The sequence below is a fragment of the Limosilactobacillus mucosae DSM 13345 genome (genome assembly GCF_001436025.1).
GTDB lineage: Bacteria > Bacillota > Bacilli > Lactobacillales > Lactobacillaceae > Limosilactobacillus > Limosilactobacillus mucosae.
Window position 1 is genome coordinate 95,033 of sequence record NZ_AZEQ01000005.1, and the last position, 15,026, is coordinate 110,058.

The window sequence follows — 15,026 nt, forward strand, 5'->3', positions numbered from 1 at the left end:
AATTAGTTACCTCCTAAAATTCGTGCATACTCAGCAGGGTTTTCTCGTTGGAATTTAACCCGTTCAGCCGTACTCATCTTTACAAGCTCTTGAGCTGATACCGGCTTGATTTCTTTCCCGCCTACCTTAGGCGTCTTCCCCGCTAAGAGTTTGTTTCGCTCGTCTTCTCGAATCGCCTCAATAGCGCTCAGCAGCACGTTTACATTTTCCTGAGTGCTTTCGGCGGTGTCAGTTACAACCAAGTCAAGCAGACTGTTATCAGCGTTGCTGAAACCACCGTCTGCCAACATTTGCTTGGCGCTATCGCGCATTTCATAACGTGCCAGCTTTGCAGCGGCTTCTTCCGCTCGCTTGTTTGCCTTCTCTAGTTCGTAGTTAGCCTTTTGTTCGGCGTTCATACGGGACAACTTCTTGGCCTCGTCTTCCTTGGCCTTAAGCTGCTCTTTTTGGCGTTCCAAACGCTGACTAACAATCTTGTTTACTTCGTCTTGCGTGAAAGTCTTGGCTTGTTGCTCGCTTTGCTTTTCTTCACTATCGCTTGGCTGTTCTGATTCGGTATTTGGTGCACCGTCCGAACCTTCGTTGCCTTGTTCAGCGAAAAACTGCAACATCATTGGCAAGCTATGAGTTTTAACAAGCCCGCTTTGTACTAACTTCTTGTACATAGATACACCCTCGTTTTAAGCCCGGTCGGCTATATATTCCGAACTTGTTCTTTATGGCCTGCAAGTAAGTCAAAAAGGCCGAAATTTAAGCATGAAAAAAGAGAACCCTTGCCACGCATGAGTTCTCTCAGTTTTGTTTTTTAATTTGGAAAATAAAAAGGCCTAGCTCTCGGCTAAACCTTTACACTAACGGCAACCAATCTTTAACTTCTTTGAAGATTCGATAAGCCTTTTTCATCATTGAATTTTCAGCTAAGTATTGAAGCCCTTCAATGGTGATTTTTAAATCCAACAATGACGAATACGTTTTACCCATCTTAGTGCTATGAAATTGAATACCGCTAATGTATCCATGATCAGCAAGCATTTCAAGAGTGTTGCCAAACTGTACTTTACTAACGTTGAATGTATCAGCGTTTAATACATTAGGGTCTGGCGTTTGCCCATTCTCATAACAGAATTTTAGATAACTCAAAATCTTGTAAGCTACCGTAAAGAAATCATTGTTGCTCATGCTAGGCACTCCATTCATTAATAAAAAAGCCTAGCAAACAGCTAAGCTTTTTAACGCGTTCTCATAACTATTATTCCGATTCGATTTTTAATTCATCACCAGATACTACACCATCAACTTGAAGCATTAAGATCTTTTTCTTATCTGCTTCAACCGACGGGAAATTACTGCTTAGAACTTTGACTTTATGATTATCTTTGTCAACTAAATACGAACCCCATTTAATAAATCTAGCCCCTTGGACGATAATTGCATATTTACCTGCCACTTTAAATTGATCTATAACTTTCAGCATTGCAATCACCTTCCCTTATAATCAGCTAATTTACGTTTCCAATATCTCAGATTTCGTTTTAATTCTTTAATTTCATTATAGGACATGTTGTGTTCTTTTGCATACTTTAACAAATAGATTTGCGCTTCAATTTCCATGTTTATAAGTTCTTCATCTGACGGGGCACCATCATATCGCTTTAGTTGATTAGCATGAAATGCTTCTTCCCGTACTGCCATTTCAGTAGCAAATGTTCCAATTAAAATTGTAGAACTATCAAGAATTGAAGCTGAAGCCCCTTGAGAACGCAGCCACTCATCTGTTTTTTTGCCCATTTGAACGGACCCACCGCGCCGAATAAACGAACCAAGTATCTGGTTCATTAAATCAGTTGGCACGTGGTCATTTCCCTTAAGTTGATGGGTACTTCTACGCATCATTTTTAATCTAGTAGATTGCTTACCACCGACAAGGTTATCATCTTTGCCTTCAACCCACGTTTCGGATATGCTGCAACGGCAGTTGGGGTGTTCTGGAATCTTTGGCACTTTAGCAACCTTGTAGACACCTTCGCCGTACCCACTATCACGACTTGCAATTGCTCGACAAGCAGGGCACGCTTTCGGCTCAGCAATCCATTGAACATAGTTGTAACCATGCTTTTTGATTGATTCCAGTTGCACGTTAGTTTGAATTCTCGCACTCTCAGTCCGTGCTAATCGCTCGGTTACATACTTCTGATTGCCAACCGCTGTTTTGACCTGTTCTCGTAGCCGTACAGCCATTTTACGTGGGTTTTGGCCCTGTATCATGCCAACACTTAAAACTTGGTCTAGCTTGGCTTTAAGGGCGTCTTGATCAGCCCACAGACGTTGGCTGAACGTTGCTCCGTTGGTTTGTGCCATTAAGATCTTAGCAGCATCTTTTCCGGTCCAAGGCGAACGTTGCGCGCTGTCCATCATGATACCGGCTTGTCTAATGACTTCTTTCTGATAATCACCGCTTAACTTGTCCCGCAGACTGGAATCGACTTTGATACCAGCTCGCAGCATATCAAGACCAACTTCGGACTTCAAATGTTCAAGCCGGTTGATTCGCATTGTAGCGTTGTAGACCTTCAAACGCTGGTTCACCTGGTCGCTGAAATCAGCATACGTTACCTTTTGACCGTTAGCCCGCATTTTCTCAGCCTCAGCCACGATTGACTTAGCTTTGGTTTCATACGCTTTGACGTCCATTTGCATTACTTGGTCTTTACCTACTCGGTTAAGCTCTTTTTCGATACTGTCGTTAATGTCTTCGATAGCTTGGTTGTAGTAGGTTTCAAGCAACTTGCCAAACTCAGAATCATTTTCAAGTTGTTTGAGTTGCCAGGCTTTCTCTTGCTTGGCTCGCTCTTCCCAGTAGCTACTCGGCATTTACATCATCGCTTTCGGTGTCTTGCTTTTGCTGATCAGTCATGGAAGGCATAGCCTGCAAGTTGTTGCGAACGTCTTCCGCTTGCTCTTCTCGCATACGATCGATTTCCTTCTTAGGGTCATCAACAATCGACAACGTACTTAACTGGGTTTCCTTCGATACAATGCCGGACAATGTAGACGCAGTTTGTGCTTCGTTTTCAATATCAAGCGGAATGTTGCGCGCTGGCACGATTTGCAAATCCTTCATGACATCAACACGGTTAATCGTGCCGATTGCCTTGCCCAGACCTAACGCAGTGCCCAGCAGTTGACGCAGACTGATAGCAAACTTGCGGTCTTCAAACGCAGCTTGGTTCTGCATGCTTAACAGCTTGTAGCGAATTGCGACCCCGCTTGCGTTACCGCTAAACGCTTCATCGTTAAGATTAGCGACCATTGCCGTTTGGAAAATATCATCTTTCAACCGACTAAGCATGTTTTCTTGCATGTTATCGCCGTCTGGCTTGGTGATGAAATCAACTTCGCCTTGCGCAGCATCTGCACTCGGTGAGTAAAGCACGTGGTCTTGTTCAAGGTTCAAAACCGTATTGCCATCATCATCTGTTGGCAACGGAATACCCAGAATCTTAAGGTAGGCGTTGTCGAAATAAGCAACCTGGTTAGCTTTCTGACTAATGGCGCGGTCGTACTCTTCAACCAACGTATCAATCTTGCCGATCAAAGATAACCGCTCATCGTTGGCATAAAATTCAGCAGCAGGAACAGAACCGAACAAATGGTTAGCCTGTTCTATTGTTTTACCATCGTTGCCAAAATACGTAATTTTCTTCTTGGTGTAAACTTCACCGCTTAACTGGTTGTTGTAGCTTGAATAGCGCACGAACGCAACGGGATTCCGCTTAATCGTGGTGTCGTAGATCATGAAACTACTATCGGGCGCAGCAACCGCAATTTCAGTTTCGCTACTCTCGTTTTGATAAGCCATCATATATGATCGGCCATAGATAGCAACTTGCTTGGCAACTTCGCTCAGCTTGTCTTGGAATGAGTTGACGTTAAGCCAGTCTTGCAGTCGCTCGTTAGTGCTATCGTCATCTAACGCAATCTTAGGTGGTTTGCCAATAAAATAGCCGACATACGTATCAACAACATAGTTAGCCCAGTTGCTAATGATACGGTTGTCAGGTCTAAAAGATCGATAACGCGGTTTGTGCAGAATATCGTGATTACCGCTATATAAGTCGTAGTAGTGGTTATACTTCGCAGCCCGTTGACGGTTTTCATTGACAAACTGCATTAAGCTGTTTGTGTCCAGCTCTTCACCGGCGTACAGATATACGCCTTCTTTGGTAACGTAGCAGTTTTCACTAATCGTTTTCTGAATTGCCATTCTCTCACCTCTTTTTCACTATCTATTAAACGCACACCATGAGTGTTTAATACTAGAAATATCTTGATTTAATCGTCCGTGCTTGGTTGTCGCGATGTTGGTTGTATACCGCATACCGCATTGAATCCATCACGTGATCATTCTCTTTGACTGGCTCGCCGGTCTTGTCGTCCCAAACGTACTGATAAACTTCATCAAGGAACTGATCAACACCATCTTTGACAACAAAGAACTTGCCTTGTTTCATAAATTCGCTGACCTTTTCAATACCTGCCATTTTCGCCTTGTTAGCGTTTCGGGCTTGAATGCCAGCTTGTTGAAACTCGCTCACGTTGTCCGGACGGGCTGAATCGCACCAAAAAAGGATATTCCGACCGTATTTAGCCTGAATATCCTTCGCAATGCTTTTCCAATACTCAATGAACTTGAATTGCTTGGTGTGTTCTTCAATCAAATAAACGTTGCCTTGCCTATCATCACCAAAGACCGTGATCACACCAGCGTGATCAAAACCCCAGTCAACACCGCAATAGTAGCTTAAGTCGTCTGGTAGGTCTTTCTTATCGATCAGCATCTTACGTTTGTCAAAATCACGATAGACAATACCATCACCGCTTACCCACAAACCTAAAATATCACGATCATAAAATACCCCGCTCGGTTTAGCAGCCTTTAATGATTCCACGTAGTCGGCTGAAAGCGTAGTGTTTTCGTCAATCGTAAAATTAAAGTAGATTGTCCGTGCTTTAGGGTCGTCCTTATCGATATAATCAGTTTTCAACCAATGTTGCGGGTTGTCGGGGTTCGTGTCGCAAATAATACGGCTGTTAGGCTTAGAACAACGGTTGCTAATTTCCTCAAATACCCGTTGATTAGCTAAACTTGTTTCGTTAACGTATGCTCCATAGGACGTAAAACCACGTGCACCGGCTAAACCCCTAATCGAATTAGTATAAACCGGCGTAATGTCAACACCAAACAAATGATAATGATTGTGCCGGTCTGGTGGTAGGTCGATACCAAACGTGTTTACAATGCTTAGAATCACGTTGTTATAAATCGAACCACTGGACGCACCGGCTAAAATGTATTGCGGGTGTTTCTCGCCTTCTAATTTCGCCTGCCGTGCTACTCGCCGTAGCTCAAGCAAAAACAGATAGTTGTTTATGAACGTCTTACCAGAACGAACGGCACCGGATAGAATCATAATGCGAAAATCACTATTTAAGTACGTATGCAGAACCTTATTCTGCTTTTCCGTAAATAAATCAGTTAGCATTCTCTTCACTATCCTTATGTTCGATTGTTGTAAGCATCTTGTCGATCAGAACTTCAACGTCCGCCCCGTTATCTTCAAGCGCCTTAGCCCGTGCCTCTGCAACCCGTGCATCTGCATTTGCCTTACGAACCTTAGCTTGTGTAAGTTCCGGCGTGTCGTTATCTGATAACATACCGGCCATTTTTAAAATCGTGGTTGCTGACTGCAATTGAACCATTTCTGATTTAGCGTCTAACAACTCTTTAAGTTTCTTGACTGCTTTGCTTTGGTAGTCGATTTTGACAACAAGTGATTGATATTGCTTTTGCGCTGCCCTAAACAGTTCATCATGTTTCCAGTTATTTAATGTAAACCTGCTCCGCTGTACGGACTTAGCAATTTCTTCATCTGTTAGCTCATCTTCAAACAATAACATAACCGCTTTTTGTCGGCGGTGGTCCAATTCGTAAAAAGGACCATTTTGTTTAGTTTTGTAAGTGCCACTCATACCATATCACCACACCTCACTTTATTAAAAATAAAAAGTGGTAGCCGTTGCTATCACACTTCTAAATATTTATATCGCCATATCGTCCTATCAAATCGCTGTTCAATTGTGCCAGCCGGTAACAAAAACATTTCATAGCCATCTTTGCATTTTGCCGTAAGCGTATCGTATGTGTCGCCATCTCCATAGGTTTCAGCGACTATCAGACCTTCTATATCGCTTGCGTTGATAGCGTGCATTTTGCCTTCGATATCAGGAACCAAATAAATAACGTTTGATCGTTCCATTTTGCACCTCACAACTTCATCATAGGCGGTTTAACACTATACCTGGCCTTTTTATCAATCTTTGTCTTTGCGGGCTTGTGTCGTTCTTTCTCGGCCTTGTGTCGTGCTCTGCATATCCGGTCAGCATGAGCCAACGCGATATACTCAGACCGGCTACTGACTAGCCCGTATTTCTTTGTGATAAACATTCGTTCGCTCTCCTGACCAAATAAAAAAGACGGGCCGAAACCCGTCAATTGAAACTGATGCGTAAGCAGCACGCCAACGACCACTGTCAACGTACGCTATAAAACTATTCTTTGTGTAACTCAACGAAAAGTAGTTTTATTTTTTGCCCATAGGCAACGTATCCTGCAGGAATCGAACCTGCGAACCTTCGGATTAGGATGCTCTGCCATTGAGCTAAGGATACACAACCCGCCGGCGTTGATAAGGAACACCATTGCCGGAAGGATTATATGCAAAGGATTATGCAATCTATTTAAATTGCGCCATCTCTGGCAAAGGATAGGTAGTGGACTCGCACCACTTTTTGCATGCTGCTAACGCCGGTAGATCGTTCAAGTAACGTTAACAGCAAGCCCACCTGGGACCTTCCAACTACTCGTCGTGTCTTTCGAGTAGTAACACCGTAAGGCGGAATCGCACCGCCTCGCAAATGATCATATATTGGAGCGATTAAGTTTAAGGTTTACGGAAGTAATCATTTGCCATCTTATACGGTATAAAAAAGCAAGTTTCCTTGCTTAGTAGGTATAAAGTCGCTTCGCAATCGCGAATATTTTTCTTGCGCATGCAAGCCTAGAAATCAAAGTATGACTAAATTAAACAATCGTCTTGAAAGGATTCCATTTCCAACAAATTTGAAAGACCATCGGAACAGAAAGGTTCTATGCCATCTCTGGCACAATACCAATATATCGCATTTTCAAGGATTGTTTAATCCCCTCTTAGTACCCCAATTGGTACTACCTTATATACCACTTTTCAAGCTGTTGCTTTTTTCATGATTGTAAACGTCGGGAAAAGCTCTTCAACTTGGTATTTTGCAATCGCTGTTTCAATCGTTTCTGAAAACTCATAGCATGCAAACTTTTCTGATTTATGCCAGCTCTTGTTGCTACTGATATGCAGCAGCTCTTTCACGTCTTCAACCTGTTCTCGCTTGACAAACCGGTTTTTCAGAATAACCCGGCTTTCTTCGCTCAAGCAATTGTTGATTGCGTCATACACCGCGTTTAATGCCCGTGAATACTCCGTGTGAGCGATAAAAGCGTCTTCGTTGTGATTTCCACCGCCACCGCCGAAACCGCCGTCAGCAGATAATGACGGGCTTTTAATATCGCCTGACCCCGCCTTGCGTAAAATATGGCTAAACGTCCGCTTGTTGAATCCATCATCAAAAAAGAAATCACGCACCGCTTGGCGGGTTGCCTGCTCATCGATTTCGTCAAATAGTTCAGCTTGTTTAATTTCCATGCCTAACCCCTTTCGACTTCATAGCGTTCCAGATACGGCTTTTTAGTCTGCGTTTCAAATAGTTGTGAAGTGTGTGGTGAGTGAAACCTAGTGCACGTTCCGCAGCCTGGATACTGTTATAGTGCATAACTTTTCCAAGTTTTAGATCTTTAACAGTGATTTTGATTCCCGGCTTTTCTACGATTGACGGTATCTTTTTGTGCATAACTTTTAATGCACCATTTTTCCGAACATGGTAAAGGTAGCTACTTCTAGAAATTGGCACGTTCTCGATAACCCAATGCCAGCTTTTCCCTTGCTCAAGCGCTTCCTTTTGCTTTTCGTAAATCTCGGCTTCAATGGAAAAGTTATCAACGCTTCGCCCCGGCTTATGATAGCTTGCTCGCATTTCCTTAATCATGCCTTGCAATCTCTTATACTTTGCTGTTGCTGTTTCACCGTCTGGACAACCATCATCGTCCAAGAAATCGTACTCCATATATAAATCCGGGTACGTTGTACGATACCAGTTTTCTAAATAGTAAAACTCTTTCATGTCTACCATCTAACCGCCTATCACTTTCAAAACCACCATTGCTACTAGCACCCAAAATACAATGCAACCAACTATAACTGCCCCTAAACCGTTCCAATTTTTACGCATTAGAACCACCAACCTAAATCGCTAGGTTTATACATTAGCAATCCTGGCACTTCAATGCTGCCAACTGTTGCCAATACCTTTGGCAAATGTTTAGATACCAATTTCCCACCATCTTTTTTGAATTCATAACAACACTCATCTAACATAACTTCGCCGTTGTTATAATTTATTTCTTCGATCAGATACCAACGCCTATCGCCTAGTGTTACAGGTTGACGTTGCTGAAATCTGATTTTCACCTGTTTCATTTCCATCGTTTTGTACCTCGCCCTTACTCAAATATGTCTGTTACGAATTGCAGCAGTCCTTCCGTTTTGTCTTGCGGTAATTTCCGGCAAGTGTGATCCTTGCTGATTAATTGGTCTAAAATGTCTTTGACCAACAATTCGGGAATGTCGCTGCGCTTGTTGTAATCGCGAATTTGCTTGCGGTCATCTTTGTCGCAACCGATCTTGAACTTGCTTTTAGCACCTTTGGGCATTTTTCTAAGCACCAGTTTTACATTGCTCATGAACCCAGTTGGTTTCTTGGGAAAATCGTCGCTATAAGCCCCGTAATGTGCTTGATTTAAGTAGCCTTTGAAGCCGTGATAATGTTCCAAGTAGAGCCATATATGCGAGCTATATGGATTCTCGATTACCCAATACTTAGGTTGGTAACGCTGAATAATACGAACGGTGTTGTAAGCACATAACTCACCATTAACCCGTGTATACATAACTTTCCAAGGGATATGCTTAAATGGCGAATGGTCGTTGTTAATTGTCATGCTGGCATCTGTGCGCATAATCAATTCGCCTGTATTCCAAACGTAGCAGCTGTTCCCCCCCTTCATAGCGCTGGCAACGCTCCACGACTCACATGGTGGGCTTGCCAAAATAATGTCTGGCTTTGGCAATTTATCCAACGTATCAAACAATGTATCATCGCCAAAAATTGCATTATAATCAGCAAGATTAACGTTGATAAAGTTATTGCCCTTATGCAACTTGTCAATCCCAAGCGAGTAGTTGTCCAACGCACCTTTGAAATAATGGTTAATCGTGCGTTGATATGCACCCTCACCGCTGTCGAATAAAGACCAAACAATCATATAGACCAGCAATCTTCCTTTCTAAAAACTCAAACGGCAAAACCAACTCGGCTCGTTTATCTTCTAAATCTTCCAAATACATAGCCAGCTATCTCCTAGAAGAATCTGTAAAACCAGTACCACTATCATCAACGCCACGAATCCGTCAATGTGAAATGTTTTTTCGATAAAAGACGCTATCAAGAGAATCGCAACTAAAAGGCCTGTTTCCAAGAACGTCTTGATCAAATCATATAAAATTTTCATAGGTCCCTCGCTTTCGTTTTTGCGTCTAAAAAGATAATTTTCGCCCGCAGTATGGGCAATACTTGAAATCGTACCAATCTATTAACTGCTTGATTTCTTCTGGGTCTTCTTGTTCTTCACGGCACATATCGCTAACGTTTCCTAACGGATAATCAGTTGAAACGCAATTGTTCATTTTTCGTTCTTGGCGTTCGTGCTTAGATAACGCGTCCGACATAATATCAACGCCTAACCGTTCTTTTAGTTCTTTCGACATTTCCTTTAAGTTCATCGCCAACGCCTCATTTCCTTTTCTCGCTCCGTTCGATATGCTCGCCAACGTGGACCAGAAACGCCTGGCCCGTTGGCACGATAGCAACGCTTGTATGCTTTCAACGCAAGTACAAGCCCTGCATGTTCCCGTGCCCGTTTACTGCTCATTATTCTTGCTCCTTCATGATTAGATATGCACCACCGAAAACCGTTGCACCCGTCAACGCAATTGAAAACACCTTGTCGCCAATAGCAGCATTAGAACCATCAAACCAAAAATAAATAAAAGCTCCGACAAACGTAGATAGCCACGATACGAAAAACAACACTCCGAATAGTCTTTTTGCTGCTTTCATTCTTTTTCCTCCAACATCTTTGCAATCCGCTTTTCAGCGCTATCAACTAGCGCAGCATAGCCTTGCATGGTCTTAATCTCATCATCGTTGTTCGCCGTCTGCTTGATATACTCGTCAAACGCAGCACTTAGTTTGCGTCCGCAATACCAGCGCCGCAGCTCAACGACTTCGCCATTTTCCTTGTTAATACCAAACTTAACTAGAATGGCAGGGTTGTAACTGTCGCTAGTAATGTAATAGTTGTCGTCAATCTTGATCTTCATCTTTAATCAGCCCCTTAACTCGTTCCAAGTCAGGAATTTCACACAAACTAATGATTTTGTTCGGCACGATAGCGATCATATTGCCAAATTCACCAGTAGTGCGATACAACGTACCCTTGCGCATTGCTTGATCAATCAGCGCGGTTTCGGTACGAAATACGCCTTTGATGAAAAACCTTTGAACTTCTTCGCTCGTTTCGAACGCCAACAACAAGCGCTTTGGCTGTTCGTTGTTTTCAGTCCCTTTGTAGCTTGATACCATGATTTAATCCTCCTCGACTTCTTCCGCAGCGTGCCATAAATCCATAGGGTTCAAGTTAGCGCATAAATCGCTATTTGCAATTTCGCTGATTTCACCAGCCGTGAACGCTACTTTTTGGTTGCTCATCTTGGCAATCTTGAGCGATGTTACGCTCCACGTATCTGTGCCTTCTACCTTTGCCAGATACCCGTATTCGGTGTTTAGCAGCTTGATATAATATTTCGGCTCTAGTTGTTCATCGAAATAGTCGTACAGTTGGCTGTTAATATCACGCAGCACTTCACGATCGGTCTTGTTGCTCCGTTCTGGTACGAAATCAATTGTGAACCGGCCTGGCTTATCGCCTTCGTAAATGAACGAGTTTGCGACAAGCTCTTCACTGATAGCGTCATACAGCTGAATTGCAAAGCTGTTTTGTGAGCTTACCTTCCCAACGATATAGGTATAATGCAGCGTTCCGATTGCTTGCTTGGTGATTTTTGATAGTTCCTCTTTAGTCAGCATTTGTCATACTCCTAACTTCAATCGTAATTTCTTGAGAATTCCCAACCACAGAGCATTTACGGCCGTTAAGTTTCTTTTGCATAAATTTCAACCTCTATTCTTGGCTTGTCCGAGTAATACTTGTCTATTTCTTCGTGAACGATCATTGCGTCATCTTTCCATAAAACGCCGTTTAAGGCATCTTCGAATGATTTAAGGTAATTAGACAAGTCGGCTTTTACAATCGGTCTATGCGCTCCTGACGCCCGTCTATCGTGTTCTTTTTTCGATATGCTCTTTTGAATCTTTCGATAAAAGGCTACCTTGATATAGATTTCACCCTCGACTGGTGCATCGTGATACATCTCTGTTGCCAATGCTCGCAACTGTTTCTTGAATGCTGCTGTTTTAGGTGGGTCATACAGCCGAATGCCCTTGCCGAACCTTCTTGCTCGTGGCCTTGCTTGTGCTACCGGTTCAATCGGTAAGATCAGCTTAATCATCAATGGTCTAATGACTCGCCGACACTAGCGAAAATCAAAGCGCTAAACATAGCAGTTACCATTGCTTTGATACCTAAAGTGGCGTTAATCCATAATGCCCAGAAAAAGCCGACCGTTGTTGCCAGCATTGCGATAATCGCCAATGCGTAGAATAACTTCACCAAAACTTTCAACTCTATACCCCCATATCGTGCATTAGGCTTGCGTCTACTTCGTTGTTGCTGTCCCAATGCCCGGAACTCTTCATGATTTTTACGATTGCCGGGTCAATACGCAGCATGCCATCGCCTTCGCAGAACGGGCACTTGCGTTCGATTGCGTCCAGATAGCCCGAACCATCACACCAAGCGCAACGTTGCTCAGTGTCCAGAATCTTTTTGTCTTTCGTTACTTTCAGCATTTTTTCACCTTCTAAATCATGCTTGCTCGAACGTCTGTCATGCCGTTAAACACCAGTCGGCGCTTTTGATTCCGCGTTATCAGTCTGCTTAATAACTTCTCGTTGTACATAGCTTCAAGCTCTGCCATTGTGTTGTTTGTTGTTACAATCGTCGCTTGATTGCCGTATCGTGCGTCTGCTACTGCAAACAGTCCCTTTTGCATATCAACTCGGACTTGACTTTGTTTGTCGGTCCGCATACCGCCTTCCGTTCCAAAGTCGTCTAAGATTAGAACGTCCACCGGCTCAATTTTCAATCGCTTGTCGCCCTTCATATAGGCGTTCAACTCATAAAGCCGGTTTTGGGCTTGCTTGTCGTCAAAACGCATTGCATACAGTTCTGCTAGTGCATCAGTTGAAACAAACATAGCCGTCTTGTTCGAGTTGTTTCTGATGAAATCAACCATTGCCAACGCTAGGCTTGTCTTGCCAGTGCCTGGCTTTCCTGCTAGATAAACCCGATATGGTTTGCCTTCCGCAATTTCTTTGGCTAACAAATACGACTGATTGCCTAGATTACGGGCCAATTGCTCGTTTGGCTGTTTCTTTGGTTGCCAATCAGCATATGTGAATTTGATTGGCTCACCAGTCCATAGCGACTTGTTAAACACTCGGTTAAAGTTGTGCCGTACATTCTCTTTCCGCCATTCAGCATGCAGCGGTTCAGCTTTCTTTTTAAGATAGTCAGCCATTGCTTGCTTATCAGTCAGATCAACATCTGGCAGTTCCCAGCCTTCTTTGGCAAAGATTTTCTTTAGACTCTTAACGCCTTCTTTGGCGCTATCTTTTACGCTAAGCATGTTTCACCTCCATTATGTTTTCGGATTTGAAATCCGTAAACTACCAGTATTCGTTGTCCATTTGATACCGCGTCAGTCCGTTAGGGTCTGGCTGACCAGTCATCGGATTAATCTTTTCGGTGTAGTAAGGATCGTTCTTGTCTGGTTGGCCCTTTACTTTCTCGTTAAGGTAGTCTTCAAACTTCGTGCCAAACAGCGTTAACGGCCGTAGATATTTGTTCATCTTGTTGTCGTTCAGCCAAGTAGCAGTTTTCTTGTCGATAACCGTTTTGAAGTCATCAACCGTGAATCCTTCTTTTAGCCTTGCTTGAACTAGCTGCTTGGTCTTTGGTGTAGTTGCTTTGTAGTGGCTATCTGTTTTTTCGTTCAGGTAGTCAATGATTGTTTTCGTTTTGTCAGCTACACCGTCAGGCTCTGCCTGACTATATATATCTTTTACTGTTCTATTCTTTGTTCTATTCTCTTGCTCTTTTACATAGCAATCTGCTGCTATACCCTCTAGCAAATTATTGCTATACCCCTCTAGCATTTCATTGCTATACCCTCTAGCATTTTTTTGCCATAGGGGGTTGAGAGTTATTTCACGGCCTTTGATTGCTTTTGAGTTAGGTTGATAAACATTCTTTACGTTGATCAGCCCTAACTCTTGCAGTTGCTTTACGCAATCAGTGATCGTTCTTGGCTTGCAATGCAAACGCTCTGCCAGCGCCTTGTTGCTCATATAAAACTTCCCCGTTACGTTAAGCATTGAATAAATCTCACCGAATAATAGGATTGATTTATCTTTAATGTTTGGCATATGAGCGACATCAGCCGGAATGTTTAAGAATAGTCGGCTTCCTTCGTATTTATCCATTGCCATAAGCTCCCTTCATGCTGATTGTTTGTTAAAATCTTGATATCAACTTTAAAGGTGGTGATTTTATGAATTTAAAAAATGTTTACCGTTTAGCTAGTGTTGAATCAATTGATCTCGCTAATAAGCTGCTTGAACATGGTTGGAAATTGTTAAAAGTAACAACAACGAGTTATGCAGACGATAGATATATAGAACGTGGAATCTATCAGCATTCAACTAACTGTTTTATTCTTGGTGCTACTAAACAAATTTCAGACCAATATTCACAAATTGACGCGAAACACGAACTAGACAATGATCGGTGGGATTATTAAGGTTTCGCATGATAGTAAAGGCTGTTATCTGCATGGATAATGGCCTTTTGAATTTCTACATAGTCAAGGCCACTTTCACGGCATAAATTAGCGATGTCCTTTGCTAACTCTTTTGCTTCATCGCTAATGTCAATGCCCAATGGCGATAGCAATAACGTTCTTCTCAATCCTTGTGAATAAGCGTCCATTTCTTCTTTGAAGTCCATTTTTTAATTTCCTCCTCTGTAATTTCCTTTCATGCCGATTCGTTTCAGTGTTTCGGCGTTAACCTTCACACCTAAGTTAGTTAAGCGATACTTCTTGCAAAACATTTGATAACCAATTTGATGGAATTCCGTATGATGCACCCGGCATAAGGCTGATAATCTTGCCTGCGTATGGTCTAACTTGTTACGGTTACGACCCATGCCGACCTCATCAATGTGGTTGATGTCAGCAGCACGACCGCAGATCAAGCAGCGCCTTTTTTGAATGCACTTGAATTGAAAATATGCTTCATCACGAGGCAACAATGGATAGCCGTCGTTGATCGGAACCTGGTAATCGAAAATAAAATCGATCACCAAATTAATTAGTTCCGTTGCATCTGATACCGTGCTAACAGTATCGTTTGCCAAGCTAATTTCTTTCCCGGCAGTCTTTATCGTGTATTGAAGGTAAAAGTATTCCTTCAACCACTCAGCCGGTTCGCCTGACCAGCGATGAATATCGCTTAAC

Annotated in this window: 25 protein-coding genes and 1 tRNA gene; 1 reads left to right on the plus strand and 25 read right to left on the minus strand. The window is 42.7% G+C overall.

The genetic code is table 11. The annotated features are described in order from the left end of the window. Positions 1-2 precede the first annotated feature (2 nt). The 23 genes from FC47_RS03445 to FC47_RS03560 form a co-directional block, all read right to left on the minus strand. Positions 3-665 (minus strand): DUF4355 domain-containing protein, encoded by a 663-nt coding sequence (locus FC47_RS03445; RefSeq protein ID WP_056967905.1) that lies wholly within the window; start codon positions 663-665, stop codon positions 3-5. A 181-nt stretch (positions 666-846) separates the two neighbouring features. Beyond that, positions 847-1,179 (minus strand): YjcQ family protein, encoded by a 333-nt coding sequence (locus FC47_RS03450; protein ID WP_056967907.1) that lies wholly within the window; start codon positions 1,177-1,179, stop codon positions 847-849. Positions 1,180-1,249: 70 nt separating this feature from the next. Continuing rightward, the gene (locus tag FC47_RS03455) at positions 1,250-1,474 is read right to left on the minus strand and encodes a hypothetical protein (RefSeq protein ID WP_034539803.1); all 225 of its coding nucleotides are present in this window, start codon (positions 1,472-1,474) and stop codon (positions 1,250-1,252) included. 5 nt (positions 1,475-1,479) lie between these two features. Then, the gene (locus tag FC47_RS03460; RefSeq protein ID WP_056967908.1) at positions 1,480-2,871 is read right to left on the minus strand and encodes a minor capsid protein; all 1,392 of its coding nucleotides are present in this window, start codon (positions 2,869-2,871) and stop codon (positions 1,480-1,482) included. Further along, positions 2,861-4,264, minus strand: a complete 1,404-nt coding sequence (locus tag FC47_RS03465) for a phage portal protein (RefSeq protein ID WP_056967910.1) — start codon at positions 4,262-4,264, stop codon at positions 2,861-2,863. The genes FC47_RS03460 and FC47_RS03465 overlap by 11 nt, the downstream gene beginning before the upstream one ends. A gap of 52 nt (positions 4,265-4,316) precedes the next feature. Then, positions 4,317-5,543: a PBSX family phage terminase large subunit gene (locus FC47_RS03470; RefSeq protein ID WP_056967912.1), complete on the minus strand. Its 1,227-nt coding sequence runs from the start codon at positions 5,541-5,543 to the stop codon at positions 4,317-4,319. Beyond that, complete coding sequence (locus tag FC47_RS03475; protein ID WP_056967914.1) at positions 5,533-6,030, minus strand: phBC6A51 family helix-turn-helix protein; 498 nt, start codon at positions 6,028-6,030, stop codon at positions 5,533-5,535. Before FC47_RS03475 ends, FC47_RS03470 begins: the two co-directional genes overlap by 11 nt. 53 nt (positions 6,031-6,083) lie before the next feature. Next, entirely contained in the window at positions 6,084-6,317 is a 234-nt protein-coding gene (locus FC47_RS03480) for a hypothetical protein (protein ID WP_056967916.1), read from the minus strand. 345 nt (positions 6,318-6,662) lie between these two features. Then, positions 6,663-6,729 (minus strand) — tRNA-OTHER (locus FC47_RS03490). Positions 6,730-7,304: 575 nt separating this feature from the next. After that, positions 7,305-7,796: an ArpU family phage packaging/lysis transcriptional regulator gene (locus tag FC47_RS03495; protein ID WP_056967921.1), complete on the minus strand. Its 492-nt coding sequence runs from the start codon at positions 7,794-7,796 to the stop codon at positions 7,305-7,307. Beyond that, positions 7,786-8,331, minus strand: a complete 546-nt coding sequence (locus FC47_RS03500) for a hypothetical protein (protein ID WP_155519130.1) — start codon at positions 8,329-8,331, stop codon at positions 7,786-7,788. Before FC47_RS03500 ends, FC47_RS03495 begins: the two co-directional genes overlap by 11 nt. Positions 8,332-8,438: 107 nt before the next feature. After that, positions 8,439-8,693: a hypothetical protein gene (locus FC47_RS03505; protein WP_056967924.1), complete on the minus strand. Its 255-nt coding sequence runs from the start codon at positions 8,691-8,693 to the stop codon at positions 8,439-8,441. Between the two features lie 17 nt (positions 8,694-8,710). Continuing rightward, complete coding sequence (locus tag FC47_RS03510) at positions 8,711-9,544, minus strand: DNA cytosine methyltransferase (RefSeq protein ID WP_235803987.1); 834 nt, start codon at positions 9,542-9,544, stop codon at positions 8,711-8,713. A gap of 259 nt (positions 9,545-9,803) precedes the next feature. Beyond that, a complete protein-coding gene (locus FC47_RS03520; RefSeq protein WP_155519131.1) occupies positions 9,804-10,049 on the minus strand; it encodes a hypothetical protein in 246 nt (81 codons plus the stop codon). Between the two features lie 148 nt (positions 10,050-10,197). Continuing rightward, a complete protein-coding gene (locus FC47_RS03525; protein WP_056967932.1) occupies positions 10,198-10,386 on the minus strand; it encodes a hypothetical protein in 189 nt (62 codons plus the stop codon). After that, positions 10,383-10,649 (minus strand): hypothetical protein, encoded by a 267-nt coding sequence (locus FC47_RS03530; RefSeq protein WP_056967934.1) that lies wholly within the window; start codon positions 10,647-10,649, stop codon positions 10,383-10,385. Before FC47_RS03530 ends, FC47_RS03525 begins: the two co-directional genes overlap by 4 nt. Then, positions 10,633-10,911, minus strand: coding sequence for a hypothetical protein (locus FC47_RS03535; RefSeq protein ID WP_056967936.1), 279 nt, complete (start codon positions 10,909-10,911; stop codon positions 10,633-10,635). The genes FC47_RS03530 and FC47_RS03535 overlap by 17 nt, the downstream gene beginning before the upstream one ends. Positions 10,912-10,914: 3 nt before the next feature. Next, positions 10,915-11,415, minus strand: coding sequence for a hypothetical protein (locus tag FC47_RS03540; protein WP_056967938.1), 501 nt, complete (start codon positions 11,413-11,415; stop codon positions 10,915-10,917). A 65-nt stretch (positions 11,416-11,480) separates the two neighbouring features. Further along, the gene (locus tag FC47_RS03545) at positions 11,481-11,897 is read right to left on the minus strand and encodes a RusA family crossover junction endodeoxyribonuclease (RefSeq protein WP_235803989.1); all 417 of its coding nucleotides are present in this window, start codon (positions 11,895-11,897) and stop codon (positions 11,481-11,483) included. Continuing rightward, complete coding sequence (locus tag FC47_RS10555) at positions 11,897-12,070, minus strand: hypothetical protein (RefSeq protein WP_155519132.1); 174 nt, start codon at positions 12,068-12,070, stop codon at positions 11,897-11,899. The genes FC47_RS03545 and FC47_RS10555 overlap by 1 nt, the downstream gene beginning before the upstream one ends. Before the next feature lie 2 nt (positions 12,071-12,072). Continuing rightward, positions 12,073-12,297 carry a hypothetical protein gene (locus FC47_RS03550; protein ID WP_056967940.1) on the minus strand — a complete coding sequence of 75 codons (225 nt, stop codon included), beginning with the start codon at positions 12,295-12,297 and terminating at the stop codon, positions 12,073-12,075. Between the two features lie 11 nt (positions 12,298-12,308). Further along, positions 12,309-13,136, minus strand: coding sequence for an ATP-binding protein (locus tag FC47_RS03555; RefSeq protein ID WP_056967942.1), 828 nt, complete (start codon positions 13,134-13,136; stop codon positions 12,309-12,311). Positions 13,137-13,176: 40 nt separating this feature from the next. Further along, on the minus strand, positions 13,177-13,992 hold the full coding sequence (locus FC47_RS03560) for a conserved phage C-terminal domain-containing protein (RefSeq protein ID WP_235803988.1): 816 nt from the start codon (positions 13,990-13,992) through the stop codon (positions 13,177-13,179). A gap of 68 nt (positions 13,993-14,060) precedes the next feature. On the opposite strand from FC47_RS03560, the gene FC47_RS03565 reads away from it, so the two are divergent. Next, positions 14,061-14,309 carry a hypothetical protein gene (locus FC47_RS03565; protein WP_039945827.1) on the plus strand — a complete coding sequence of 83 codons (249 nt, stop codon included), beginning with the start codon at positions 14,061-14,063 and terminating at the stop codon, positions 14,307-14,309. Here FC47_RS03565 and FC47_RS03570 read toward each other — a convergent pair. Next, a complete protein-coding gene (locus FC47_RS03570; protein WP_056967946.1) occupies positions 14,306-14,515 on the minus strand; it encodes a hypothetical protein in 210 nt (69 codons plus the stop codon). The genes FC47_RS03565 and FC47_RS03570 overlap by 4 nt on opposite strands. Before the next feature lie 3 nt (positions 14,516-14,518). Beyond that, positions 14,519-15,026 (minus strand): putative HNHc nuclease (locus tag FC47_RS03575; RefSeq protein ID WP_056967949.1); only part of this gene is annotated, 508 nt, incomplete at its 5' end.

What these genes read in the sequence shown, in the direction of transcription:
- FC47_RS03480 (WP_056967916.1), bottom strand. Translation starts at nt 6,317, where the DNA reads ATGGAACGATCAAACGTTATTTATTTGGTTCCTGATATCGAAGGCAAA.
- FC47_RS03535 (WP_056967936.1), bottom strand. Translation starts at nt 10,911, where the DNA reads ATGGTATCAAGCTACAAAGGGACTGAAAACAACGAACAGCCAAAGCGC.
- FC47_RS03445 (WP_056967905.1), bottom strand. Translation starts at nt 665, where the DNA reads ATGTACAAGAAGTTAGTACAAAGCGGGCTTGTTAAAACTCATAGCTTG.
- FC47_RS03475 (WP_056967914.1), bottom strand. Translation starts at nt 6,030, where the DNA reads ATGAGTGGCACTTACAAAACTAAACAAAATGGTCCTTTTTACGAATTG.
- FC47_RS03565 (WP_039945827.1), top strand. Translation starts at nt 14,061, where the DNA reads ATGAATTTAAAAAATGTTTACCGTTTAGCTAGTGTTGAATCAATTGAT.
- FC47_RS03545 (WP_235803989.1), bottom strand. Translation starts at nt 11,897, where the DNA reads ATGATTAAGCTGATCTTACCGATTGAACCGGTAGCACAAGCAAGGCCA.
- FC47_RS03570 (WP_056967946.1), bottom strand. Translation starts at nt 14,515, where the DNA reads ATGGACTTCAAAGAAGAAATGGACGCTTATTCACAAGGATTGAGAAGA.
- FC47_RS03550 (WP_056967940.1), bottom strand. Translation starts at nt 12,297, where the DNA reads ATGCTGAAAGTAACGAAAGACAAAAAGATTCTGGACACTGAGCAACGT.
- FC47_RS03540 (WP_056967938.1), bottom strand. Translation starts at nt 11,415, where the DNA reads ATGCTGACTAAAGAGGAACTATCAAAAATCACCAAGCAAGCAATCGGA.
- FC47_RS03555 (WP_056967942.1), bottom strand. Translation starts at nt 13,136, where the DNA reads ATGCTTAGCGTAAAAGATAGCGCCAAAGAAGGCGTTAAGAGTCTAAAG.
- FC47_RS03530 (WP_056967934.1), bottom strand. Translation starts at nt 10,649, where the DNA reads ATGAAGATCAAGATTGACGACAACTATTACATTACTAGCGACAGTTAC.
- FC47_RS03560 (WP_235803988.1), bottom strand. Translation starts at nt 13,992, where the DNA reads ATGGATAAATACGAAGGAAGCCGACTATTCTTAAACATTCCGGCTGAT.
- FC47_RS03525 (WP_056967932.1), bottom strand. Translation starts at nt 10,386, where the DNA reads ATGAAAGCAGCAAAAAGACTATTCGGAGTGTTGTTTTTCGTATCGTGG.
- FC47_RS03455 (WP_034539803.1), bottom strand. Translation starts at nt 1,474, where the DNA reads ATGCTGAAAGTTATAGATCAATTTAAAGTGGCAGGTAAATATGCAATT.
- FC47_RS03450 (WP_056967907.1), bottom strand. Translation starts at nt 1,179, where the DNA reads ATGAGCAACAATGATTTCTTTACGGTAGCTTACAAGATTTTGAGTTAT.
- FC47_RS03500 (WP_155519130.1), bottom strand. Translation starts at nt 8,331, where the DNA reads ATGAAAGAGTTTTACTATTTAGAAAACTGGTATCGTACAACGTACCCG.
- FC47_RS03465 (WP_056967910.1), bottom strand. Translation starts at nt 4,264, where the DNA reads ATGGCAATTCAGAAAACGATTAGTGAAAACTGCTACGTTACCAAAGAA.
- FC47_RS03460 (WP_056967908.1), bottom strand. Translation starts at nt 2,871, where the DNA reads ATGCCGAGTAGCTACTGGGAAGAGCGAGCCAAGCAAGAGAAAGCCTGG.
- FC47_RS03495 (WP_056967921.1), bottom strand. Translation starts at nt 7,796, where the DNA reads ATGGAAATTAAACAAGCTGAACTATTTGACGAAATCGATGAGCAGGCA.
- FC47_RS03505 (WP_056967924.1), bottom strand. Translation starts at nt 8,693, where the DNA reads ATGGAAATGAAACAGGTGAAAATCAGATTTCAGCAACGTCAACCTGTA.
- FC47_RS03470 (WP_056967912.1), bottom strand. Translation starts at nt 5,543, where the DNA reads ATGCTAACTGATTTATTTACGGAAAAGCAGAATAAGGTTCTGCATACG.
- FC47_RS03520 (WP_155519131.1), bottom strand. Translation starts at nt 10,049, where the DNA reads ATGAACTTAAAGGAAATGTCGAAAGAACTAAAAGAACGGTTAGGCGTT.